Consider the following 22,476-nt stretch of genomic DNA (forward strand, 5'->3'; position numbering starts at 1 on the left):
CTCTGGTGAATGTCTGCGCTCTGATGCATGTCGGTGCTCAGGTTCATGATTCGGCCATGGGGGACAAGAAATTCGGTGCCGGTCTGCTCGACCTGCTGTTGCCACGCGAGTGTGGTGGGTGTGGCCGCTCGGGGACTCTGTGGTGCGGTGAGTGCGCGGAACTGCTGCGCGATCATCCGCTTCAACTGAGTCCGCGCGTGGATCCGGGCGTGCCCGTCTGGGCACTCGGCCGCTACGACGGCCCCAGGCGGCGCAGTGTGATCGAGATGAAGGAACGGGGTCGTCGGGACCTCGCGATGCCTCTGGGGATCGCTGTGGCCGACGCGTTGGCCACTCTGGAACGGTGGGGCGAGCTCGGCAGCGGGGGTCGTCCGCCGATCGTGCTGGTGCCGGCTCCCACGCGCGCCCGAGCGGCGCGATCTCGCGGGGGTGATCCGGTTCGCCGGATAGCCGAAAGTATGCGCGGAAAGCGGGAAATTGGTTATGTCGCGGGTCGTCCGGTACGTGTCTGTCCGATTCTCCGGATGACGCGAGGTGTACGTGACTCGGTGGGACTGTCCGCGGCCGACCGGGTGACCAACGTGAACGGTCATGTGTCTCTCGACACCACTGCGATCTCTTCGATTGCCGGGGACAGTGACATCGTCCTGCTCGACGACGTCCTCACCACGGGAGCGACTGCGGCAGAGTCGGTTCGGGCCCTCTCGCTCAGTGGGATTCGGACAACTCTCGTGCTTGTCCTTGCAGGGGCTTAGATGAATTTCGTTGGAACAGTGGCACTCGCGCGCGTTACGTACTAGCGTCGGCGGCACACCCGAAAATACTGGTAGGAGGTGGTACTTCGATACTGGTGCCGGGCGGATCCCCTCTCGGTACTTGCAGAATTTGCCGCCGCCCACCGTGGGGCGGGGCCGTAATTGGGAGGTACGAGTGACGACCCCTTCGCAAGCCTCGTTTTTCATCGAGGACGCCACCATCGAGCGTTCCGAGAATGCCGCAGCTCCGAGATCCGACGTCGTAGTCAAGGGACGAAATGTCGAGATCCCCGATCACTTCCGAATCTACGTTTCGGAAAAGCTGGCGCGACTCGAACACTTCGACCCCTCCATATTCCACTTCGACGTGGAACTCCAACATGAACGCAACCGACGACAGGCCAAGAGTTGCCAGCGCGTCGAGATCACCGCTCGAGGTAAAGGCCCGGTGGCCCGAGCCGAAGCGTCCGCAGACAGCTTCTACGCCGCCTTCGAATCGGTGATCGACAAGCTCGAGAGTCGCCTCCGTCGAACCAAGGACCGCAAGAAGGTCCATTACGGCGACAAGCGACCGGTGTCCGTCGCGGAGGCAACCGCCTCCCTCGTCGACGCAGACTCACTCGGAGTCACACCGGACATTTCGCTGAACGGTCAAGAGCCGGACGAGTACGACGGCCCGGGACGCGTGGTCCGCACGAAGGATCACCCGGCCGAGCCGATGACCATCGACGACGCTCTCTACGAGATGGAACTGGTCGGACACGACTTCTTTCTCTTCCATGACAAGGAGTCGGACAAGCCGTCCGTCGTCTACCGTCGTCACGCTTTCGACTACGGATTGATCCGCCTGACATGACCCAATCGGTGGTGGGTTTGCTCGCTCGCCGCCGGTAGCGCCTACCATGGAATCCGGCCGGAGTTTTCGGACCCCGGCCGGATTTTCAGTGTGTGACCCCCTGTCGCCGAAGATTGAGGACGAAGAAGACTGTGCCGTCGCTGTCGCTATCGAAGCTGCTCCGTGTTGGTGAAGGTCGCATGGTCAAGCGGCTCAAGCACATCGCCGAGCATGTGGAATCTCTGTCGCCCGATGTCGAAGGCCTGACAGACGAGCAACTCAAAGCCAAGACCACCGAGTTCCGTGAGCGCTATGCCGCCGGGGAAACTCTCGACGAGTTGCTGCCCGAGGCATTCTCGGTTGCCCGCGAGGCGTCGTGGCGCGTGATCGACCAGAAGCACTTCCACGTGCAGATCATGGGCGGCGCGGCCCTGCACTTCGGCAACGTCGCCGAGATGAAGACCGGTGAGGGCAAGACCCTGACCTGTGTTCTTCCGGCATACCTGAACGCGATCGCGGGTGACGGCGTCCACGTGGTGACGGTCAACGACTACCTTGCCAAGCGCGACTCCGAGTGGATGGGCCGCGTTCACCGCGCCCTCGGCCTCGAGACCAGCGTGATCCTCTCGGGCATGACGCCGGCCGAGCGCCGCGTCGCCTACGCAGCCGACATCACCTACGGCACCAACAACGAGTTCGGCTTCGACTACCTGCGCGACAACATGACGCATTCGTTGGACGACCTGGTCCAGCGTGGCCATGCGTTTGCCATCGTGGACGAGGTCGACTCGATCCTCATCGACGAAGCCCGAACCCCCCTCATCATCTCGGGCCCGGCCGACGGCTCCAGCAAGTGGTACAGCGAGTTCGCGCGCATCGCGCCGCTGCTCAAGAAGGACGTTCACTACGAGGTCGACATCCGCAAGCGCACCATCGGTGTGCACGAGGCGGGCGTCGAACTGGTCGAGGACCAGCTCGGTATCGACAACCTGTACGAAGCCGCGAATTCGCCGCTGGTGAGCTACTTGAACAACGCGATCAAGGCCAAGGAGCTCTACACCAAGGACAAGGACTACATCGTCCGCGACGGTGAGGTCATCATCGTCGACGAGTTCACCGGCCGCGTGCTGGTCGGCCGCCGCTACAACGAGGGCATGCACCAGGCGATCGAGGCCAAGGAGAAGGTGGAGATCAAGGCGGAGAACCAGACCCTTGCCACCATCACCCTGCAGAACTACTTCCGTCTGTACGACAAGTTGTCGGGCATGACGGGTACCGCCGAGACGGAAGCTGCCGAGCTTCACCAGACTTACACGCTCGGTGTGATCCCGATCCCGACCAACCGTCCGATGGTCCGAGTCGACAACGGCGACCTCATCTACAAGACCGAGGAAGCCAAGTTCGACGCGGTGGTCGACGACGTCGTCGAGCGCCACGAGAACGGCCAGCCCGTCCTGATCGGTACCACCAGCGTCGAGCGCTCGGAGTACCTGTCCAAGCAGTTCACCAAGCGCGGCGTTGCCCACAACGTCCTCAACGCCAAGTTCCACGAGAAGGAAGCGACCATCATCGCCGAGGCCGGTCGCTCCGGCGCGGTCACCGTCGCGACCAACATGGCCGGCCGCGGTACCGACGTCGTGCTCGGTGGTAACCCGGACATCATCGCGGACATCGCGCTGCGCAAGAAGGGCCTCGACCCGGTCACGACGCCGGACGAGTACGAGGCAGCTTGGGACGCAGTCCTGGACGAGGTCAAGGCTGAGGTCAAGGCAGACGCCGAGAAGGTCCGCGATGCCGGCGGCCTGTACGTCCTGGGCACCGAGCGTCACGAATCGCGCCGAATCGACAACCAGTTGCGTGGTCGTTCCGGACGTCAGGGTGATCCCGGCGAATCGCGGTTCTACCTCTCGCTCGGTGACGAGCTCATGCGCCGTTTCAACGGTTCGGCACTCGAGTCGATCATGACGCGCCTGAACCTGCCCGACGACGTCCCGATCGAAGCCAAAATGGTCTCGAAGGCCATCAAGAGCGCTCAGACCCAGGTGGAGCAGCAGAACTTCGAAATTCGCAAGAATGTCCTCAAGTACGACGAGGTCATGAACCAGCAGCGAACGGTCATCTACAAGGAGCGCCGCCAGATCCTCGAGGGTGAGGACATGGAAGGCCAGGTCGAGCAGATGATCACTGACGTGGTCACCGCCTACGTCGACGGTGCCACCGCCGAGGGATACGTCGAGGACTGGGATCTCGAGCAGCTGTGGACTGCGCTGAAGACGCTGTACCCGGTCGGCATCGATCACAAGACGTTGGCCGGGGAGGACGGCGCAGGCATCAACAGTGACCTGAGCCGTGACGACCTGCGAACCGCTTTGCTCGAAGACGCCCACGCGGCGTACAAGAAGCGCGAAGCCGAGATCGATGCGATCGCCGGCGAAAACGGTATGCGTGAACTCGAGCGTCGTGTCTTCCTCTCGGTCCTGGACCGTAAGTGGCGTGAGCATCTCTACGAGATGGATTACCTCAAGGAGGGAATCGGTCTGCGTGCGATGGCCCAGCGCGATCCGCTGGTCGAGTACCAGCGCGAGGGTTACGACATGTTCATCGGCATGCTCGACGGATTGAAGGAAGAGTCCGTCGGATTCCTCTTCAACCTGCAGGTCGAAGCAGCTCCGGCGCAGCCCGCAAGTGGAATTTCCGTCACCGCGGGCTCTGCCGCCGCGGCGTCCGCCACGGCGCCCAAGCCGCTCCCCACGCAGGAAGCTGCGGCCAGGACTGCCGGAACTGCTGCCCCGACGGCGTTGCGCGCCAAGGGACTTGACGACGAAGGTCCGTCGCGTTTGACGTACACCGGCCCGGACGAGGACGGCAAGGCAAAGGCAACACGTGACTCGGCTGCCGACACCGGCGACGGTGCCGCCTCTCGTCGCGAACGTCGTGAAGCAGCACGGACGCAGTCGAAGAGCAATCGAGCTCCGAAGTCCAAGCGCAAGCGCTGAGGTATTAGCGCAGTCAGTACTCGGCAGGCTGGACGGTCACACCACGTGTAGTGCGGTGACCGTCCAGCCTGTTTCGTCTGTGTGGTCGATCCGGCCTGCGACGGCAAAAGTCTGCGTGCCTCGTGTGTACGTCGCACAGACTTCGGCGGTACTCTCCGACACTGCTTGAACGTGGGTGCGGTGAACGGCCGCGCCGCCCAGCTTCCGGGCCGAGAAATCCGAAGTGTAAAGTCTCGCAACAACTTCCAGGACGGACGGCGTCAACACGCCCTTGAGTTGCCGTGGATTTCGTCGTCGGTCGACGGTTTCGAGAACCAGACGTAGTGATCGGTTCCAGAAGATGTCGGCACCTACCAGCCGCGGTTCCGGAGCGTGAGTGAACCCGGTACTGGGCGACGTTCCGTTGTGTGGCGTCTTTCGCGGGCGACGCAGCATCCGGTCTGTTCGGCACTGCGTTCGGTCTGGCCGGCACTGTGGCCGCGACAGCACGACGGTATGCGGGTGAGGCTCGAATTGCGGCGCCGGCTCGAGAACGATCTTGCAGTCCTGCTCCATGACATCCCCCCGGATGATCCTGCGTCCGAGACAGCTGTCTCGGACTTCGCTCCCCCGAGCGATGGTGAGAAGCATGACACGAATCGCTCGAGATGTCGCCGTGATCACCATCGCGACTTAGGGTGATGGCGTGCGGGGACTTCTGTTGGATGTCGGTGGCGTGCTGTTCGGTCCGGGATCGGATCTCGACGGCTTGAGCGCGGTCGTGCGCGCGGTGAAGGCCCGCGGAATCGTGACGGGAATCGTCAGCAACGATCCCGGCGGCGCCAGTGCTCAGTGGTTGCGGGATCTCGGCGACGGGGTCTTGGTCGACGACGTGATCTTGTCCGGTGATGTCGAGATGGCAAAGCCCGACGCCGAGATCTATCTGTTGGCAGCGAGTCGTTTGGGCGTCGAGCCGGAGGATTTCGTTTTCGTGGATGATCTCGAAATCAACGTCCGGGCGGCTGTGGCCGTCGGGATGGTCGGGGTCCATCACGTCGGCTCGGAATCGACCATCGAGGAGTTGTCGATTCTGTTCGATCTCGGCGAAGGAGGGGACACGAAGCCATGGTGAACAGACTGACGACTCAGGATGCCGCTTTCTACTTCCTCGAAGCCGGGACGACGCCGATGCATGTCGGCTCGTTGGGGATCTTCAGGCAACTGCGAAACGGGATCGATCACGAGGAGTTGCTTCGACTTGTCGAAGAGCGGCTCGGATCGGTTCCGCGGTACCGACAGAGAGTTCGCGAGGTGGCGTTCGGTCTGGCCCGCCCGGTATGGGTGGACGACTCGGATTTCGACATCACTTATCACGTTCGCCGATCTGCTCTGCCCAAACCGGGTTCCGACGAACAGCTGATGGATCTGATCGCGCGGCTGACGTCGAGACCACTCGACAGCACGAGGCCGTTGTGGGAGATGTACCTGGTCGAGGGGCTGACCAGAAACAGATTTGCCATCTTCACGAAGTCTCATTCGTCGTTGGTGGACGGCGAGGCGGCTCCAGAGATCAGTCAGGTGATCTTCGATCCGGAGAAGAATCGAGCGCCAGGCCCCGAAGAATTGTGGATGCCCGCCAGGCCGCCGAGCGATACCAGCTTGTTGGTCAGTGCACTGGCAGATCTCGTGACGAGCCCGGGGGAGGGGATCGCACGGGCGCGTGCAGCGTTCAACGACGTGACCACATCCGTCACCGAGGCTGTGAGTGCACTCGGGAAACTCGCGGAAGTGGTTCGAACGGCGACTCAGGTAGCCCCGTCGAGCCCGCTCAACGCCACCATTTCGCGCAATCGACGCCTTGCGGTGGCCAAGACGTCTCTGGAGGACTATCGACGCATTCGTGCGCGGTACGGGTGCGAGATCAACGACGTGATTCTGACCGTCATCGCAGGTGCGATGCGGAACTGGTTGCTCTCGCGCGGTGAACCGGTGACCGAGGCGACCATCGTGCGAGCGATGGTGCCCATGTCGGTCTACACCGACGGCCCGGAGAGTCCTGACGTCGACGATCCGCAAGCGCCCGGACATGTTTCCTCGTTCCTCATCGACCTGCCTGTCGGTGAACCCAACGCGGTGGTTCGGCTCTCGCACGTGGCCCATGCGACGGAGGCATTCGCGCGTCAGGGTCGGCGGGTCACCGCGCAGACGATGGTGCGAATGTCCGGGTTTGCGCCGGCGACGCTGCATGCGATGAGCTCCCGCGCGGCCAGTAGTCTGTCGCAGCGAATGTTCAACTTGATGATCACCAATGCGCCAGGGCCGCAATTTCCGCTCTACCTCGGTGGGGCTCGGATGCTCGAGATGTATCCCGTGTCGCCACTACTCAAGAATCAGACACTCAGCATCGCGCTGACGTCGTACGACGGAAATGTCTACTACGGTTTGAATGCCGACCGTGACGCGATGTCGGACGTCGACGTCGTTCGTTCGCTGATCTTCGAGTCACTCGAGGAATTGACGGATGCGAGTCGGTGACGAACGAGCATGAAGGTGGTCTCATGAGGGTGTACGTACCGGCGACGGTCGAGATTTTGCAGCAGTTGGTCGCAGATCAGGAGTTCGACCCGATGAGCCGGACGGCTTTTGCGGTCACCCCGACTCTGCGTGAGTCGTACGCGGCGGGGGACGACGACGAGTTGGCCGAGGTCGCCATGGGTGAGGCTGCGCGTGCGTCGCTGCGGCTGATCGCCGGAACCGAGGGTGACGTCACCTTCCGGCGTGCTGTCGTCGCTGCCGACGTCGACGATGCCGATGTGAAGTTACGGCCAGATCTCGACGATTCGGTAGTCCGATTGGCGGGTCCTGTCACGATGGCTCAGGTTGCATCTGTGCATGTCGACCTCGAACAGGCAGAATCGGACATCGAGCGCGCTGCTGGCATAGTCGACGCGGCGGATCTCGGTGACGCCGATGCCGAGTTCACGCTCGGTGACGCGGAGGACCACGAGTTGGCGTGGTACGCCGCGCAAGAGTTGCCGTTCTTGCTCGACCTGCTGTGAATGTGCTTACCGTGAAGTAACCTACGGTACCGTAACCTGATAACCTACGGTACCGTAGGCAGTGGGTTCGGAAGGTGAGAGGTGGAGGTCTGATGGGTCTGAAGGACTGGATCGAGGCACCGGCAGCGTCGGTAGTTCCGGCAGCGCGGTCGAAGCTCAATCTGCTTCGCGGTGCGGCGGCTCGGCTGACCACACCATTGCTTCCCGACGACTACCTGCACCTCGCGAATCCGTTGTGGTCCGCCCGCGAGCTGCGCGGCCAGATCGTCGAAGTCCGGCCCGAGACCACGGACTCGGCGACCATCGTCATCAAGCCGGGTTGGGGATTCGACTTCAACTACCAGCCGGGGCAGTACATCGGCATCGGTCTGCATATCGACGGCCGTTGGCATTGGCGGTCGTACTCACTTACCTCGCCTCCCAACTGGGAGAACAAGCGCATTTCCATCGCGGTCAAGGCCATGCCCGAGGGCTTTCTCTCGAGCCACCTCGTCAGCGGGGCCGTGCCGTCGGGAACCATCGTTCGACTGGCCACGCCTTCGGGCAACTTCGCGTTGCCGGATCCGCCACCGGAGAAGATCCTGTTCATCACCGCCGGCAGTGGCATCACTCCGGTCATGGGCATGTTGCGGACGATGAACCGGCGCGGTCAATTGCCCGACGTCATGCACATCCACTCGGCGCCGACGGAATCCGACGTGATGTTCGCCGACGAACTCACAGCACTGCACGCCGAGCACGAGGACTTCGTGAGCCACGTTCAACTCACGCGCCGTGACGGAAAGTTCAAACTCAGTTCTCTCGACACGGTCTGCCCCGACTGGCGCGAGCGCCACGCCTGGGCGTGCGGACCCCTTCCGTTGCTCGACGAGCTCGAAGACGTCTGGAAGGCGGAAGGCATCGAGGATCGACTCCACATGGAGCGGTTCGCCGTATCGCGCATCGATGCTTCGGCCGACGGTGGCACGGTCACGTTCGAGAAGTCGGGTAAGACGATCACCGTCGACGGTGCGACGACGCTTCTGGAGGCAGGCGAGCAGTCCGGTGCCTTGATGCCGTTCGGTTGCCGCATGGGCATCTGCCAGACGTGTGTCGTACCTCTCGTTGCCGGCCACGCGATCGACCTACGCTCGGGGAAACAGCACGCGGAGGGCGAGCGCATCCAGACGTGCATCTCCGCCGCCGCCGGCGACTGTACGCTGGACGCATAGCTTCTAGGCACACGGAGGACCACGGTGGCCATCACCGATATCAAAGAGTTTTCGCACCTCACCGAGGCCGATGTCGAAGCTCTCGGACGTGAACTCGATCAGATTCGACTCGACATCGAAGACTCTCGTGGGATCCGGGACGCCCGCTACATTCGTCGCGTCATTCGCGTCCAGCGGGCGTTGGAGCTCGGCGGGCGTATCGCATTGTTCGGCAGTCGGTACCGACCGGCATGGTTGGTCGGCACGACCCTGCTGAGCCTGTCGAAGATCATCGAGAACATGGAGCTCGGGCATAACGTCATGCACGGGCAATGGGACTGGATGAACGATCCCGAGATTCACTCCGTCTCGTGGGAGTGGGATCAGACCGGTCCTTCCGAGCATTGGAAGCGCGCCCACAACTACCAGCACCACACGTACACCAACGTCGTCGGCATGGACGAGGATCTCGGTTTCGGGATTCTGCGTATGACTCGTGACGAGCCGTGGAAGCCGATCAACCTCTTCCAGCCGATCGCCAACGTGATCTTGGCGGCCACGTTCGAGTGGGGCATCGCGCTGCACGACCTCACGGCGGCAGCCGAGTTGGAGGGCGCGGAAAAGGGGCAGCTGAACTCGCAGGCGAACAAAGACTTCGCGCGCAAGATCTTTCGTCAGGTGGGCAAGGACTTCATCTTGTTCCCGGCGCTGACGGGGCCGGCGTGGAAGTCGACCATGTCGGCCAATGCGACCGCGAACCTCGTGCGCAACCTGTGGGCGTACGTCGTCATCTTCTGTGGCCACTTCCCGGACGGTGCCGAGAAGTTCACGGTTGCCGAATTCGAGCAGGAGACTCGTCACGAGTGGTACCTGCGCCAGATGCTCGGTAGCGCGAACTTCAATTCCGGCAAGCTCATGGGACTCATGAGCGGCAATCTGAGCTACCAGATCGAGCACCACGTGTTTCCCGATCTGCCGAGCAACCGCTATCCCGAAATCGCTGTGAAGATGCGTGCATTGTGCGAGAAGTTCGATCTCCCGTACACCACCGGTTCGCTCTTCAAGCAGTATCTTCTGGCTCTGCGCACCATCCACAAGTTGGCTTTGCCGGACAAGTGGCTGACCGCAACCTCGGACAATGCTCCGGAAACGTCTTCGGAACTGCGGTTCCGCGACTCGGGATTCCGGGACGCAGCCATGGCGATGGTCGAGGACCTTCGTACCGATCCGATCACCGGTAAGCGTCTCGGTTTGTTGACCGCACTCAAGTCGCAGGCCCGTTCCCGCATGCCGAAGCGCCGGAAGTGATATAGGTTACATCGGGAAAAACCTAACCTACGGTGCCGTAAGTTACGCTACAGTAGGTGCAGTTGATCTGAACGATTCGAATCGATGATCGTTCTGCACTTACTACTTTGCGCCTAACTCACTGCTAGGAGGCTTTCCATGGCGATTGCAGATGTCAAGGAATACGCACATCTCACGGACGCCGACATCGAAGCGCTCGGCCGCGAACTCGACGCGATTCGTCGCGACATCGAGGAGTCGCGCGGCGAGAAGGATGCGCGATACGTGCGCAACGTCATTCGTCTGCAGCGTTCGCTCGAAATCGGCGGCCGCGCAGTGCTTTTCGCCAGCCGTCGTCGTCCGGCGTGGCTCGCCGGAGTTGGCCTGCTGACGCTCTCGAAGATCATCGAGAACATGGAACTCGGGCACAACGTGATGCACGGGCAGTGGGACTGGATGAACGACCCGGAGATCCACTCCACCTCGTGGGAGTGGGACGTCACCGGCCCGTCTGCGCACTGGAAGCAGACCCACAACTACCTGCATCACAAGTACACCAACGTCCTCGGAATGGACGACGACGTCGGATACGGACTCCTCCGCGTCACCCGCGATCAGCGCTGGAAGCCCTTCAACGCCGGCAACCTGGTCTACAACACGCTGCTCGCGCTGTTCTTCGAGTACGGCATCGCCGCACAGCACCTCGAGCTCGGCAAGGTGGCCAAGGGCCGCGCCGACAAGGAAGAGACGCAGCGCAAGCTCCGTGAGGTCGGCGAGAAGATCGGCAAGCAGGTCCTGCGCGACTACGTCATCTACCCGGCCATCACCGGCCCGGCGTGGAAGAGCACGTTGTCGGCCAACTTCACCGCCAACACTCTGCGGAACGTGTGGACCAACGCGGTCATCTTCTGCGGCCACTTCCCGGACGGTGCCGAGAAGTTCACCAAGGAAGACATCGACAAGGAAACGCAGGCTCAGTGGTACCTGCGTCAGATGCTCGGCAGCGCCAACATCGAGGGCAGCGCGCTCATGGACTTCATGACGGGCAACCTGAGCTACCAGATCGAGCACCACCTGTTCCCCGATCTGCCCAGCAACCGCTACAAGGACATCGCGGTCACGGTGCGTCAGCTCGCGGACAAGTACGACTTGCCGTACACGACCGGCCCGCTTGCCGTGCAGTACGCCAAGTCCTGGCGAACCATCGCCAAGCTGTCGCTGCCCAACAAGTACCTCAAGGACACCGTCGACAATGCGCCCGAGACGGCGTCGGAGCGGATGTTCGACGGCGAACTGACCTCGACTGTCGATCCCGTGACCGGGCGTCGCAGTGGCCTCAAGAGCGCCATCGCACGTAAGCGCAAGAGCGGAAAGCTGCGCAGCCTCCTCGGCCTGCGCTGATCGTCGACTGCGCTGACCGTAGACAGCAAGCGGCCCGACACCATTCGATGGTGTCGGGCCGCTTGCTGTTCTCGCCCGGAACGTCGCTCGGGGGCGCTCAGTACTGATCGTTGGACTTGATCGCTTCCAGCAGTTGTCGCACAGCGACGACGCGTCGAGCTGATTTGCCCTCCAGCAGGTCGAGCTTGCATTCGGGATCTGCCGGCGGTCCGAGGTGCGTGCATCCGCGCGGGCAATCCTCGATCGCCGCAGCGAGATCCGAGAACGCCGCCACCACGTTCTCGGGCGAGATGTGCGCCAGACCGAACGAACGGATGCCCGGGGTGTCGATCACCCAGCCGCCACCGGCGAGCGGGAGTGCCACCGATTGCGTCGACGTGTGCCGGCCCTTGCCGACGCCGGATACGATGCCGACCGCTCGATTGGCATCGGGGACAAGGCGATTGACCAGTGTCGACTTTCCGACGCCGGAATGTCCGATCAGGGCGGTCAACTTGTGCTCGAGGATCTGCGTCAGTTCGTCCAGGGGATCGTCGCGACCGGCGACGACCACTTGGATGTCGAGGTCGGCGAACGTGCTCGCGAATTCCTCCGGCGGTTCGAGGTCGCTCTTGGTCAGGCAGACGATCGGCGTCAGGCCACCCACGTAGGCGGCGACCAGTGCGCGCTCGACGAAGCCGGTGCGCGGTGGGGGATCAGCGAGTGCCACGACGATGAGAAGCTGCTCCGCGTTCGCGACGACGATACGTTCGAAGGGATCGGTGTCGTCGGCGGTCCGTCGCAGAACCGTCGAACGCTCGGAGACCCGGACGATGCGCGCCAGGGTGTCGGTTTTGCCCGACAGATCGCCGACTATGTCCACCTGATCGCCGACGACGATGGGGGTTCGGCCAAGTTCGCGGGCGCGCATCGTGACGATCAGCCGGTCGGGATCGCCGCCGAGGACGCAACCCCAACGGCCACGATCCTTCGACACCACCATCCCCGATTCGGCCGAGAGATGTTCGGGCCGAGTCTTCGTACGGGGGCGGGATCCGCGCCCCGGGCGTACCCGGACGTCGGACTCGTCGTACTGCCGCGGACTCAGAAGCTTGCCTTCGGTGTCGCCGGCGAACTCTCGAGCATGTCGATCCACATGTTCTCGAAGCCCGGCAGTGTCTTGGCCGTGGTTCCGACATCGTCGACCTCGACACCGTCGACGACCAGGCCGATGATGGCGCCGGCTGTTGCCATGCGGTGGTCGGCATACGAGAGCCATTGTCCGCCATGGAGTTCCGCGGGAACGATCGTCAGGCCGTCATCGGTTTCGGTGACGGAGCCGCCGAGTTTGTTGATCTCGTCGGCGAGGGCGGCGAGACGGTCTGTCTCGTGCCCGCGCAGGTGCGCGATTCCTCGTAGATGCGAGGTGCCCTCGGCGAGGGCCGCCAGGGCCGCCACGGTGGGGGTCAGCTCTCCCACGTCGTGGAGGTCGATGTCGATGCCGCGCAGTTTCTCCGGGCCGCGGACGGTCAGGACACCATCGGCGAGAGTGACGTCGGCCCCCATCGAGGCGAGGATCCCGCGGATCGCGTCGCCGGGTTGCGTCGTCGACGACGGCCACATCGGGACGCTGACGGTTCCGCCGGTCACTGCGGCAGCGGCCAGGAACGGTGTGGCGTTGGAGAGATCGGGTTCGATCGCCCAGTCCACGGCGCGCACCGGCCCCGGTGCCACACGCCAGGTATCCGCGTCACCGCCCGTGGCTGGCGTCGTCACGGAAACTCCGGCCTCGCGGAGCATCTCGACGGTCATGTCGATGTGTGGCATGGACGGGACAGGCTTGCCGTCGTGGTGAACGGTGACACCCTCTTCGAACGCAGCAGCCGAGAGCAGGAGACCGGAGACGAACTGCGACGAACCGGATGCATCGATGGTGACCGTCCCGCCGCGTAGGGATCCGGTTCCGGTGACGGTGAACGGGAGTGCGTCACCCTCGATCCGAGCGCCGAGACCGCGCAGTGCTTCCAAGATGGTGCCGAGCGGTCGTGTGCGTGCTTGCTCGTCGCCGTCGAAGTGGACGATGCCGTCGGCCATCGCGGCGAGTGGCGGCAGGAAGCGCATCACGGTGCCGGCCAGGCCGCAGTCGACCTCGCCGCCGCGCAGGGGTCCAGGGGTGATGCGAAGCGTGGTCGCATCACCGGCTTCCTCGACGCCGATGCCGAGGTCACGCAGAGCTGCGATCATCAGGTCGGCGTCACGGCTGCGGAGTGCACCGGTGATCGTGGACGGGCCATCCGCAAGTGCGGCCAGAATCAGAGCTCGATTGGTGATGGACTTGGATCCGGGCAGCATCACCACTGCATCGACGGGTGTTTGGGCCCTCGGGGCGCTCCACAGACTCAGACTCACATGGTCCATCTTCTCTCATCGGTGGGGGAATGGTCGAAACCGTGCCACCCTGGGTGTCATGTGCGGAAGGTATGCGACCACAGCGGACCCGGCCACCCTGGCGGTGGAACTCGACGCGCTCGACGAGACCGACCACTCGGCGCCCGTCGAAGCCGATTACAACGTGGCCCCCACGACCGAGGTGTTGACCGTCGTCGAACGCCACGATCGGGAGAACCCCGACAGCGATCCGACCAAGAGGATTCGGCGGATGCGGTGGGGATTGGTGCCGTCGTGGACCAAGGAACTGGGCAAAGGCCCGGTCCTGTTCAACGCCCGCGCCGACTCGCTGGCGGAGAAGCCGGCGTTTCGGACCGCCTTCAAGTTCAAGCGTTGCCTGGTCCCCATGGACGGGTGGTACGAGTGGCAGACCGAGGCCACCGGCGGGAAAAAGGCAGCGAAGATTCCTTACTACATGCACCCCGACGACGGATCACGGCTGTTCATGGCGGGCGTGTGGTCTGCCTGGCGGGACCCGAGGGTCGAGAACGCGAGCCCCGTCCTGAGCTGCTCGATCGTCACGGTCGACTCTCTCGGTCACCTCGAGCAGGTTCACGACCGCATGCCCCTCGCCCTGCCTCGTGACCGCTGGGAGGCGTGGCTCGATCCCGACAACACCGTCGATTCGGCCCTGCTCGAGCCGGTACCGGACCTCTTCGAGCGGATCGACGTCGATCGAGTCCGGCCGCTGGTCAACAGTGTCAAGAACAACGGACACGAGTTGATCGAGCCGGACGTCGACCGTGCCGGCGAGCAGATCAGCCTGCTCTAGCAGTCAGCCGAGAGCCCAGGTGACGGTCACTTCGAACGAGACCTGCTGGGTTCCCGGGGCGAGAACCATGTCGGACATCGAGGCGTCGGGAGCGCGCATGGTCTGACCGCCACTCGTGTCGTGTGCCTCGGTGATGGTCACGACGTTCTCGAGCGACGTACCGGACAGATCCGCGTACTGCTCGGCACGGTTCTTCGCGTCCTCGAAGGCACGGGTGCGAGCGTCGGCCAGAAGCTGAGAGTCGTCGTCGATGGCGAAGGCGACGTTACCGAGCCGTGCCGCGTTTCCGCCCGCCGCGATGCCGGCGTCCAGGACAGAAGAGGCCTTGTCGAGATCGCGGACGACGATTCGTACCGAGTTGGTCGCCCGGTAGCCGGTCACGTTGCCGCCGACGAACGGTCCGCCGCTGGCGTCGTACTGCGGCTGGACGGACAGATCGCTTGTCTGCACGTCCTCGGGGGCAACCCCGGCGGCGACTATCGCGTCGATCATCTGACGGGCCTTGTCATTCGCCTCCGAGACCGCTCCCGATACATCCGGGGCAACCACCTCGATGCCGATGTCGGCATTAAGGATGTCCGGCGCCCCGCGGACCTGCCCTGATCCGACTACCGTGACTTCCTTGGCGGCATTGTCCGAACTCCCGCAGGCCGTCAGCGAGACGGTGAGGGCTGCCGCTGCAGCGGTCAGTGCAAGAGTTTTCAGGTGTGGTCGCATGGTGAGACCGTAGCGACCGGATACTCAGCCCGCCGTGATTTGCGCCGTGACCGCGCCACTGAGCTGCGTGAGGTCCGTCGGAGCCAGCTCGATTTCGAGCCCGCGTCGGCCGGCGCTGCAGAGAATGCGGTCCCAGTCGAGCGCCGACGCATCGATCACTGTCGGCAGTTTCTTGCGCTGGCCGAGCGGTGAGATACCGCCGAAGACGTAGCCGCTCGAGCGCTCGGCTTCGGCGCGATCGGCCATGACGGCTTTGCTCGCACCGAGGGCAGCGGCTGCAGCTTTGAGCGAGAGCTTGTCCGGGACCGGCAGGACCGCGACGGCGAGCTTGCCGGTGTCGAGTTTGACGACCAAGGTCTTGAAGATCTGGGCGGCCTCGACGCCTGTCGACTCTGCCAGTGCAGTGACCGCCTCGTCGCCGAAAGATTCGGCGCGAGGATCGTGGTCGTAGCTGTGGACGCGGTGCGGTGTCTTCGACTTGTCGAGAAGTACGGTCGCAGGGGTCGCTGTTCCGGCCATGTGGAACACCCTATGTGGATCGCCGACAGGTGCATTCGACCAGGCCGGGAACAGAGTCGCTGACTCCCGTGTTGGTACCAGTTGATGAAACTTGTCCCGAGAAGCGAAGGAGCGACCGTGCTGGCTGTGTGTGAGCCACCACCGGCCCGTGGGTCGGATCTTCAGTTGGCGGTAACCTTGATCCCTACGGCTAGTGAAGGGATCAGAGTGCTGGAACACGACCGGCCCAAGGACGAACCGTCAGGGGTAGCTGAACCTATCGACGGCGCAGTGTCCGAAACGCCCGAAACTGCGGATGAGTTGATTGCCCGGTTCGAGCGCGACGCGCTCCCGCTGCTCGACCAGTTGTACGGCGCTGCCCTGCGCATGACGCGGAATCCGGCTGATGCCGAGGATCTCGTGCAGGAGACGTACGTCAAGGCGTACACCGCTTTCCGTTCGTTCCGTGCCGGTACCAACCTGAAAGCCTGGCTGTACCGGATTCTCACGAACACCTACATCAACTCGTACCGCAAGAAGCAGCGCCAACCCGCGCAGTATCCGACGGACGAGATCACCGACTGGCAGTTGGCCGCCACCGCCGAGCACACTTCGACGGGGCTGCGATCGGCCGAGGTGGAGGCGCTCGACGCGTTGCCTGACGACGACATCAAGGCGGCGCTGCAGTCGCTTCCCGAGGAATTCCGTATGGCCGTGTACTACGCCGATGTCGAAGGATTCCCGTACAAGGAGATCGCGGAGATCATGGGCACACCCATCGGAACGGTGATGTCGCGACTGCACCGTGGTCGCAAGCAATTGCGTGGTCTTTTGGCCGATGTCGCAAAAGACCGGGGATTCAATCGGGACGGCGCGGTCGACACAGCCACAGTCGCAGCCACCGAGACGGAAGGTGTCACACGATGAGTGAGCAGGACGAATTCGAAAGGCTCGACTGCTCGGCAGTCATCGCCGACGTCTGGTTGATGCTCGACGGTGAATGCGACGATTCAAGTCGTGCTCGCCTGCAGCGTCATATCGACGATTGTGGATCGTGCCTCGAGGCCTACGGGATCGAAGAGAAGGTCAAGAGCCTAATCAACCGTAAGTGCGGCGGAGACCATGCGCCGGAAAGCCTGCGTCAGAGGCTCACCGTCGAGTTGCGTCGGACCATCGTCATAACGACTACCGAAACCGACAGCTAGCCCGTCAGCGAAGATCTGAGCGGCAGCAGTCGGAAGGCAGTAACGCCGAGGGGCGGGGAAGCAATGCTTCCCCGCCCCTCGGACGTTTTGTTGCGCTACATGTCAGGCGTTTGGACGCTTGCCATGGTTAGCGGCGTTGCCCTTACGGCTGCGCTTCTTACGACCACGCTTACCCATGATTGGTCTCCCTTCTGTTTCTTTCGCGTCATTGTTTCACGCCGATGCCGGTGTGGTTCCATTGGCAGGTCGATCGAGTGATCCGTCGACGTATTTTCGTGGTCAGAGTGCAGTTCCGACAGAAGTGAGGTTCACGATGGCAGAAGACGTGCGCGCCGAGATGGTTTCGACGGTCTACCAGGTCGTCGTGAGCGAGGGAGACGTCGTTGCGGACGGCGACACCCTGGTCATCCTCGAATCCATGAAGATGGAGATTCCCGTCCTGGCCGAGGTTCCGGGAACGGTGACGACGGTGGGCGTCAAGGTCGGCGACGTGATTCAGCAAGGCGATCTGATCGCCGTGATCTCCTAAGCCGCACGATGTCCACTCTCAGTGACCTCCTCGCCGAACACACCGATCTTCCCGGTGCGGCGGTCGACCATCTCCAGCGCGTCGTGGGGGAGTGGCAACTGCTCGCCGACCTCTCCTTTGCCGACGTTCTCTTGTGGGTGGGCACCGAATCGGAGAAGAACCGATCCGAGGGGACGGTCATCTGCGTCGCGCATTGCCGGCCGACAACGGCATCGACGGCTTTTCCGGAGGATGCGGTCGGAACGGTCGTTTCCGAGTCCGAGCACCCGCAGGTTCTTCGCGCTCTCGTGGAGGGCCGCGTCGTGCGCGGGGAAGACGAGACGTGGCGTGAAGGAATGCCGCCGCGTCGGGAAGCCGTTCCGGTGCGTCTGGACGGGCGAGTCATCGCTGTTCTGAGCCGCGACACCAACCTGTCGCACCAGCGAGCGCAGAGTCCGCTCGAACTCGCGTATCTCGATTGCGCCGAAGACCTGTGTCAGATGATCAGCGACGGAACCTTCCCGATCCGAGAATCGCGCTCCGACACGAACTCGAGCCCACGTGCGGGCGACGGCTTCATCCGTCTCGATACCGAAGGCACAGTCGTCTATGCCAGCCCGAACGCGCTCTCGGCCTATCACCGGATGGGTCTGAGTTCGGATCTGGTGGGCCAAGACCTCGCAGCGCTGACCCGTTCGTTGGTCACCGACCCGTTCGAGTCTCAGGAAGCTGCGGGATACATCCGAGATACGTTGGCGGACAAGCCCGGTCGCCGTATGGAGATCGAGGCGCGCGGGGCGACCGTTCTGCTGCGGGCCCTGGTTCTCAAGCCTGGCGGCCGGCATGTCGGTGCTGCGGTCGTCGTCCGCGACGTCACCGAGGTCAAGCGTCGTGATCGCGCTCTCCTGAGCAAGGACGCAACCATCCGCGAGATTCACCATCGAGTGAAGAACAATCTGCAAACCGTCGCGGCGCTTCTGCGTCTACAGGCCAGGCGAACCGGCAACGACGAAGCGCGACAAGCGTTGACAGAGTCGGTGAGACGCGTGACGTCCATCGCCCTCGTTCACGACACCTTGTCGATGTCGGTGGACGAAGAGGTGGATCTCGACGAGGTGATCGACCGGTTGGTTCCCATGCTCTCCGATGTCGCGGGAGTAGGTGTGCCGGTGACGATTCGGCGTGAGGGCAGTTTCGGAGTGTTCTCCGCCGAGCGCGCCACCCCGCTGGTCATGGTGCTGACGGAGTTGGTGCAGAACGCGATCGAGCACGCTTTCGATCCGGGTGTGACCGGCACGGTCACACTCAGTGCCGAGCGTTCTGCACGCTGGTTGGACGTGATCATCCACGACAACGGGCGCGGCCTGCCGGAGAACTTCGACCTCGAGAAATCCGATCGCCTCGGACTCCAGATCGTGCGGACTTTGCTGGGCGCCGAACTCGGTGGCTCGCTCGGACTGCACCCGGGAAGCGGAGGCGGTACCGACGCGGTTCTGCGTGTGCCGCTCGGTAGACGTTCTGCGCGTTACTGATTCGAGCCGCGTTAGCGATTCGAGCAGACAAAAAGCCCGGCACCATGTGGTGCCGGGCTGTCGTCTTCGACTGTGCAGAGGGGCTGTTCTCCGCAGCGAGTCGAACGTCTCGGTTCTACCTAGACGGAAGTGCGTGCACGGGTACGTGCGTTACGACGCTTGAGTGCGCGACGCTCGTCTTCGCTCATTCCGCCCCAGACGCCTGCATCCTGGCCGGACTCGAGAGCCCACGACAGGCACTCGGCGGTGACGGGGCAGCGGTTGCAGACAACCTTGGCATCAGCGATCTGAGCGAGGGCCGGTCCACTGTTTCCCACAGGGAAGAACAGTTCGGGATCCTCGTCGCGACAGATTGCGTTGTGGCGCCAGTCCATCTTTTTTCGCTCCTTAATTGGGTGTGTATTCACACCATTTGGTACCAATGAGTTTGTGTGTGCGTCATCAATGTTTCCGCACTGTTACTTGTGAATGCTTTCACGAACTCGCGGTATGTCAATAGGTTTGAACGGGTTCGTGGGCCAACTCACTAATTTGTGACACACCTGACGGCCACCTGGGCGTCACCGGCATTTTACCCGATTTCGACCTTTTGGCACCAGAGTTTTTGCAGGTCAAACGTGTTGCCTGACTCACGTCGTAATCGGTGCGAACACTTCCAGTGCATCCGGGACCGAGGTGAATTCGACCTTTTCACGAAGTCCGATGTAGTCGCCGTCCATCTGGAGTCCGATCGGTCGCGACGATTCGATGGTGATTGTCGGGACGTCGTCGGTGCGTAAGAGGACCTTCGATTTCGGCTCCGCGCCGCGTGCGAGTAGTTGCCGCACAACCCGCAGGGACGGCAGAACTTTGGTGCTCGTCATGGCGAAGATGCCGAGTCCACTGTCGAAGGTCGTTCCCGGATTGGTGTGGACGGGACGCTCTTCCAGATATGTCCACGGACTCGAGTTCGAGACGAATGCGTAGTGGACTCCGGAGACGGGATCCTGATCGGGAAGGTGGACGGTCAGCGCTGGTTCGGCTCGCTTGGCACGGAAGAACGCCGCGATCGCGGTTCGGACATACCGGGCGGGTGTGGCGGCGTCACCGTTCTTACGGCTGGCGTCGACGGCCTCGCACACATCGGCGTCGAGGCCCATTCCGGCATTGAACGTGAACCAACGGTTGTCGCAGTGTGCGAGCCCGATTCGGCGCCTGGTCCGTTCGGTGAGGAGGTCGACGAGTTGGTTCGTAGCGTCGATCGGGTCGGCGGCAATACCGAGTGAGCGCGCGAAAACGTTTGCCGAGCCTCCCGGGACGACAGCGATCGTCGGGATCGGACCGACCGGAACCGATTTCATCGACGCGGGATGCGGTGACCCGAGCAGTCCGTTGACCACTTCGTTGACCGTTCCGTCGCCACCGTGGACGATCACCGAGCCGAAGCCGTCTTCGTGGGCTTCGCGCGCCAGTTCGGCAGCATGACCCCGATGTGTGGTGTGCGCCACAGTAAGTCGCACCCGACTCTCGAGGGCGTGTGCCAACAGGTCACGACCGGCAGCGGTGGTGGAGGTGGCATTGGGGTTGACGATCAGCAGTGCGCGCACGGGGCATGAGCCTATCCGGTGTCGTGTTCTAGGCTGGCCTCGTGCCGAATACCGCCAGTCCGAACGCCCTGCCCAAGACAGTCACATGGGCGGGTGCCCTCGTGACGCTTCAAGGGCTGGTTGCCGCCGGGTTCGCGATCGTCGCAGTGATTCGCGGTGCAACCGGCCACGATCAGAGCGTCACCAACGGATACGGATTTGCCGCCTGGGTCGCGATCCTCGGCGGCGCGGTGTTGGCTGCCGGTATCGCTTTGCTGACGGGCCGCCGGTGGGGCCGGGCAATCGCCGTCGTCGCACAGTTGCTGCTCCTGCCGGTCGCCTGGTCGCTCCTGACCGATTCGCATCAGGTGCCGCTCGGCATCGTTCTGGGTGTCGTCGTTCTCGGCGCTCTGGGCTGCCTGTTCTCGGCTCCGACGTCTCGATGGATGGCAGCGGAGTACGGAGCGTACGCAGACGAGGTGTCGCCGGAAGAGGGACGCCCGGACGAGACCGAAGAGCCGCGGGACAAGTAGGACGGAACGCCTACCCTGCTTCGGTCCTACTCAGCTTCGGCGGCGAGAGCTCCGAGGTGAGTACCGGTCAGGCGATACGTGGTCCACTCCGTCTTCGCGTCGGCACCGAGTGACTCGTAGAACTTGATCGAGGGGGTGTTCCAGTTGAGCACCGACCAGGACAGCCGGGTGTAGTCGTTGTCGGTGCACTCCTTGGCGAGCGCGGCTAGAAGAGCCTTCCCGTGGCCTGATCCGCGCTGACTGGGCTTGACGTACAGGTCTTCGAGGTAGATGCCGTGAGCGCCGTCCCACGTCGAGAAATTGCGAAACCACAACGCCATGCCGACGACGTCGTCGGCCGAATTCACAGCGACGTGCGCGAAGGCCGTCGCGGCCGGCCCGAACAACGCCTCGCCGATCTGTTCCGCCTTCACGGTGCACTCGTCGAGGGCCTTCTGGTAGTCGGCCAACTCGTAGATCATGTCGGTGATCGGCTGGACGTCTGCGGGCGTGGCGCGTCGGATCATAGGGAGAATCTTAGGCCTCAAGCCTCGACGAGCGGCGGCACGTTGTGATGGACGAGGTGGGTGGCGCCGTGCTCGTAACCGAGAACCGAGTAAGCGCCGGGGGACAAGGCGAAACGCTTTCCTTCCGTCACCGGGAGCTCGAGCCAGCGGGCGATGAGTGCGCGTGAGAAGTGGCCGTGCCCGATCAGGATCACGTCGCGTTCGGGTAGTTGCGAACGCACCATCGACAGCACCATGTCGGTCCGGGCGTGGATCTGATCGGCCTGCTCGCCGCCGGGGCACGGGTGCGTCCAGACGGTCCAATCGGGCACCGTTGCGCGGATCTCGGGCGTCGTGAGGCCTTCGTAATCGCCGTAGTCCCATTCGGACAGTGCATCCCAGGTTCGCTCTTCCGGCAGGCCGGCGAGATCGCCCGTCAACTGTGCGCGCAGCCGCGGACTCGTCAGAATCATGGGGTTCCGGAGGTCGAGGGTTCGCAAGCGATTTCCGGTCGCGGTTGCCTGCATCTCGCCGAGCGGAGTCAGCGGAACCTCGGTCCGGCCCGTGTGTTTCCCGGTGCGTGCCCACTCGGTTTCACCGTGTCGCATGAGTACGACGCGAGCACCGAGGGGGATCGACGAGGGGGCGGACTGGGACGTCATGTCGACCATCATTGCAGGCTGCCTCGCGTGTGTAGCTCGCCTCCTGGCGCGAAGTGCGCAAGGATCTACG

Annotated in this window: 25 protein-coding genes; 15 read left to right on the forward strand and 10 right to left on the reverse strand. The window is 63.2% G+C overall.

Annotated features, from left to right (window positions below; translation table 11 throughout):
* Positions 1 to 23: 23 nt before the first annotated feature.
* From GN300_RS21605 to secA, 3 genes are all read left to right on the forward strand, one after another.
* Complete coding sequence (locus GN300_RS21605; RefSeq protein ID WP_063316749.1) at positions 24 to 755, forward strand: ComF family protein; 732 nt, start codon at positions 24 to 26, stop codon at positions 753 to 755.
* Between the two features lie 175 nt (positions 756 to 930).
* Entirely contained in the window at positions 931 to 1,611 is a 681-nt protein-coding gene (hpf, locus tag GN300_RS21610; RefSeq protein WP_003940893.1) for a ribosome hibernation-promoting factor, HPF/YfiA family, read from the forward strand.
* Positions 1,612 to 1,742: 131 nt separating this feature from the next.
* Positions 1,743 to 4,586 carry a preprotein translocase subunit SecA gene (secA, locus tag GN300_RS21615; RefSeq protein ID WP_007731191.1) on the forward strand — a complete coding sequence of 948 codons (2,844 nt, stop codon included), beginning with the start codon at positions 1,743 to 1,745 and terminating at the stop codon, positions 4,584 to 4,586.
* A gap of 36 nt (positions 4,587 to 4,622) precedes the next feature.
* Here the strand turns inward: secA and GN300_RS21620 are convergent, their stop codons facing one another.
* Positions 4,623 to 5,141: an Rv3235 family protein gene (locus tag GN300_RS21620; protein ID WP_228402140.1), complete on the reverse strand. Its 519-nt coding sequence runs from the start codon at positions 5,139 to 5,141 to the stop codon at positions 4,623 to 4,625.
* A 130-nt stretch (positions 5,142 to 5,271) separates the two neighbouring features.
* Between GN300_RS21620 and GN300_RS21625 the strand changes: the two genes are divergently transcribed.
* From GN300_RS21625 to GN300_RS21650, 6 genes are all read left to right on the forward strand, one after another.
* Entirely contained in the window at positions 5,272 to 5,697 is a 426-nt protein-coding gene (locus GN300_RS21625) for an HAD-IA family hydrolase (RefSeq protein ID WP_003940859.1), read from the forward strand.
* Positions 5,691 to 7,100 (forward strand): wax ester/triacylglycerol synthase family O-acyltransferase, encoded by a 1,410-nt coding sequence (locus tag GN300_RS21630; protein WP_007731194.1) that lies wholly within the window; start codon positions 5,691 to 5,693, stop codon positions 7,098 to 7,100. The genes GN300_RS21625 and GN300_RS21630 overlap by 7 nt, the downstream gene beginning before the upstream one ends.
* 23 nt (positions 7,101 to 7,123) lie before the next feature.
* Entirely contained in the window at positions 7,124 to 7,624 is a 501-nt protein-coding gene (locus tag GN300_RS21635) for a hypothetical protein (RefSeq protein WP_030535010.1), read from the forward strand.
* 92 nt (positions 7,625 to 7,716) lie between these two features.
* The gene (locus GN300_RS21640) at positions 7,717 to 8,835 is read left to right on the forward strand and encodes a ferredoxin reductase (RefSeq protein ID WP_042450110.1); all 1,119 of its coding nucleotides are present in this window, start codon (positions 7,717 to 7,719) and stop codon (positions 8,833 to 8,835) included.
* Positions 8,836 to 8,859: 24 nt separating this feature from the next.
* Positions 8,860 to 10,122, forward strand: coding sequence for an acyl-CoA desaturase (locus GN300_RS21645; protein WP_003940901.1), 1,263 nt, complete (start codon positions 8,860 to 8,862; stop codon positions 10,120 to 10,122).
* Positions 10,123 to 10,260: 138 nt separating this feature from the next.
* Positions 10,261 to 11,502 (forward strand): fatty acid desaturase, encoded by a 1,242-nt coding sequence (locus tag GN300_RS21650; protein ID WP_003940700.1) that lies wholly within the window; start codon positions 10,261 to 10,263, stop codon positions 11,500 to 11,502.
* A gap of 97 nt (positions 11,503 to 11,599) precedes the next feature.
* Here GN300_RS21650 and rsgA read toward each other — a convergent pair whose 3' ends face one another.
* The gene (gene rsgA, locus GN300_RS21655; RefSeq protein WP_007731200.1) at positions 11,600 to 12,637 is read right to left on the reverse strand and encodes a ribosome small subunit-dependent GTPase A; all 1,038 of its coding nucleotides are present in this window, start codon (positions 12,635 to 12,637) and stop codon (positions 11,600 to 11,602) included.
* Positions 12,586 to 13,899, reverse strand: coding sequence for a 3-phosphoshikimate 1-carboxyvinyltransferase (aroA, locus tag GN300_RS21660; RefSeq protein WP_063316631.1), 1,314 nt, complete (start codon positions 13,897 to 13,899; stop codon positions 12,586 to 12,588). Before aroA ends, rsgA begins: the two co-directional genes overlap by 52 nt.
* A 49-nt stretch (positions 13,900 to 13,948) precedes the next feature.
* Here aroA and GN300_RS21665 point away from each other — a divergent pair, with 49 nt between their 5' ends.
* The gene (locus GN300_RS21665; protein WP_020969226.1) at positions 13,949 to 14,701 is read left to right on the forward strand and encodes an SOS response-associated peptidase; all 753 of its coding nucleotides are present in this window, start codon (positions 13,949 to 13,951) and stop codon (positions 14,699 to 14,701) included.
* Between the two features lie 3 nt (positions 14,702 to 14,704).
* On the opposite strand, the gene GN300_RS21670 is transcribed toward GN300_RS21665, so the two are convergent.
* Complete coding sequence (locus GN300_RS21670) at positions 14,705 to 15,418, reverse strand: SIMPL domain-containing protein (RefSeq protein WP_021332569.1); 714 nt, start codon at positions 15,416 to 15,418, stop codon at positions 14,705 to 14,707.
* A 24-nt stretch (positions 15,419 to 15,442) separates the two neighbouring features.
* Entirely contained in the window at positions 15,443 to 15,937 is a 495-nt protein-coding gene (gene ybaK, locus GN300_RS21675; protein WP_047271686.1) for a Cys-tRNA(Pro) deacylase, read from the reverse strand.
* A 207-nt stretch (positions 15,938 to 16,144) separates the two neighbouring features.
* Here ybaK and GN300_RS21680 point away from each other — a divergent pair, with 207 nt between their 5' ends.
* Both GN300_RS21680 and rsrA read left to right on the forward strand, forming a co-directional pair.
* A complete protein-coding gene (locus GN300_RS21680; RefSeq protein WP_042922166.1) occupies positions 16,145 to 16,843 on the forward strand; it encodes a sigma-70 family RNA polymerase sigma factor in 699 nt (232 codons plus the stop codon).
* A complete protein-coding gene (gene rsrA, locus GN300_RS21685) occupies positions 16,840 to 17,121 on the forward strand; it encodes a mycothiol system anti-sigma-R factor (RefSeq protein ID WP_003940722.1) in 282 nt (93 codons plus the stop codon). Before GN300_RS21680 ends, rsrA begins: the two co-directional genes overlap by 4 nt.
* 102 nt (positions 17,122 to 17,223) lie before the next feature.
* On the opposite strand, the gene GN300_RS30020 is transcribed toward rsrA, so the two are convergent.
* Entirely contained in the window at positions 17,224 to 17,298 is a 75-nt protein-coding gene (locus tag GN300_RS30020) for a 50S ribosomal protein bL37 (protein ID WP_022597109.1), read from the reverse strand.
* A gap of 136 nt (positions 17,299 to 17,434) precedes the next feature.
* Here GN300_RS30020 and GN300_RS21690 point away from each other — a divergent pair, with 136 nt between their 5' ends.
* Together GN300_RS21690 and GN300_RS21695 are read left to right on the forward strand one after the other, a co-directional pair.
* Positions 17,435 to 17,650 (forward strand): biotin/lipoyl-binding carrier protein, encoded by a 216-nt coding sequence (locus GN300_RS21690; RefSeq protein WP_007731208.1) that lies wholly within the window; start codon positions 17,435 to 17,437, stop codon positions 17,648 to 17,650.
* Positions 17,651 to 17,658: 8 nt separating this feature from the next.
* Positions 17,659 to 19,161, forward strand: coding sequence for a sensor histidine kinase (locus GN300_RS21695; protein WP_003940890.1), 1,503 nt, complete (start codon positions 17,659 to 17,661; stop codon positions 19,159 to 19,161).
* 119 nt (positions 19,162 to 19,280) lie between these two features.
* Here the strand turns inward: GN300_RS21695 and GN300_RS21700 are convergent, their stop codons facing one another.
* Together GN300_RS21700 and GN300_RS21705 are read right to left on the reverse strand one after the other, a co-directional pair.
* Complete coding sequence (locus GN300_RS21700) at positions 19,281 to 19,535, reverse strand: WhiB family transcriptional regulator (protein ID WP_003940950.1); 255 nt, start codon at positions 19,533 to 19,535, stop codon at positions 19,281 to 19,283.
* Positions 19,536 to 19,790: 255 nt separating this feature from the next.
* On the reverse strand, positions 19,791 to 20,747 hold the full coding sequence (locus GN300_RS21705) for a diacylglycerol kinase family protein (RefSeq protein ID WP_063316630.1): 957 nt from the start codon (positions 20,745 to 20,747) through the stop codon (positions 19,791 to 19,793).
* A gap of 41 nt (positions 20,748 to 20,788) precedes the next feature.
* Here GN300_RS21705 and GN300_RS21710 point away from each other — a divergent pair, with 41 nt between their 5' ends.
* Entirely contained in the window at positions 20,789 to 21,259 is a 471-nt protein-coding gene (locus tag GN300_RS21710; RefSeq protein WP_019747799.1) for a membrane protein, read from the forward strand.
* A 26-nt stretch (positions 21,260 to 21,285) separates the two neighbouring features.
* Here the strand turns inward: GN300_RS21710 and GN300_RS21715 are convergent, their stop codons facing one another.
* Both GN300_RS21715 and GN300_RS21720 read right to left on the reverse strand, forming a co-directional pair.
* Entirely contained in the window at positions 21,286 to 21,765 is a 480-nt protein-coding gene (locus tag GN300_RS21715; protein ID WP_003940724.1) for a GNAT family N-acetyltransferase, read from the reverse strand.
* A 17-nt stretch (positions 21,766 to 21,782) separates the two neighbouring features.
* Positions 21,783 to 22,406: an acid phosphatase gene (locus tag GN300_RS21720; RefSeq protein WP_080552758.1), complete on the reverse strand. Its 624-nt coding sequence runs from the start codon at positions 22,404 to 22,406 to the stop codon at positions 21,783 to 21,785.
* Positions 22,407 to 22,476: the final 70 nt, after the last annotated feature.

Source organism: Rhodococcus sp. Ni2 (assembly GCF_021352185.1).
Lineage (GTDB): Bacteria > Actinomycetota > Actinomycetes > Mycobacteriales > Mycobacteriaceae > Rhodococcus_F > Rhodococcus_F qingshengii.

Coding starts and splice junctions, on each gene's coding strand:
- GN300_RS21605 (WP_063316749.1), top strand. CDS start 24: ATGCATGTCGGTGCTCAGGTTCATGATTCGGCCATGGGGGACAAGAAA.
- GN300_RS21665 (WP_020969226.1), top strand. CDS start 13,949: ATGTGCGGAAGGTATGCGACCACAGCGGACCCGGCCACCCTGGCGGTG.
- GN300_RS21640 (WP_042450110.1), top strand. CDS start 7,717: ATGGGTCTGAAGGACTGGATCGAGGCACCGGCAGCGTCGGTAGTTCCG.
- GN300_RS21620 (WP_228402140.1), bottom strand. CDS start 5,141: ATGGAGCAGGACTGCAAGATCGTTCTCGAGCCGGCGCCGCAATTCGAG.
- rsrA (WP_003940722.1), top strand. CDS start 16,840: ATGAGTGAGCAGGACGAATTCGAAAGGCTCGACTGCTCGGCAGTCATC.
- GN300_RS21690 (WP_007731208.1), top strand. CDS start 17,435: ATGGCAGAAGACGTGCGCGCCGAGATGGTTTCGACGGTCTACCAGGTC.
- GN300_RS21720 (WP_080552758.1), bottom strand. CDS start 22,406: ATGACGTCCCAGTCCGCCCCCTCGTCGATCCCCCTCGGTGCTCGCGTC.
- GN300_RS21635 (WP_030535010.1), top strand. CDS start 7,124: ATGAGGGTGTACGTACCGGCGACGGTCGAGATTTTGCAGCAGTTGGTC.
- ybaK (WP_047271686.1), bottom strand. CDS start 15,937: ATGGCCGGAACAGCGACCCCTGCGACCGTACTTCTCGACAAGTCGAAG.
- GN300_RS21630 (WP_007731194.1), top strand. CDS start 5,691: ATGGTGAACAGACTGACGACTCAGGATGCCGCTTTCTACTTCCTCGAA.
- GN300_RS21700 (WP_003940950.1), bottom strand. CDS start 19,535: ATGGACTGGCGCCACAACGCAATCTGTCGCGACGAGGATCCCGAACTG.
- aroA (WP_063316631.1), bottom strand. CDS start 13,899: ATGGACCATGTGAGTCTGAGTCTGTGGAGCGCCCCGAGGGCCCAAACA.
- GN300_RS21650 (WP_003940700.1), top strand. CDS start 10,261: ATGGCGATTGCAGATGTCAAGGAATACGCACATCTCACGGACGCCGAC.
- GN300_RS21695 (WP_003940890.1), top strand. CDS start 17,659: ATGTCCACTCTCAGTGACCTCCTCGCCGAACACACCGATCTTCCCGGT.
- GN300_RS21670 (WP_021332569.1), bottom strand. CDS start 15,418: ATGCGACCACACCTGAAAACTCTTGCACTGACCGCTGCAGCGGCAGCC.
- GN300_RS21715 (WP_003940724.1), bottom strand. CDS start 21,765: ATGATCCGACGCGCCACGCCCGCAGACGTCCAGCCGATCACCGACATG.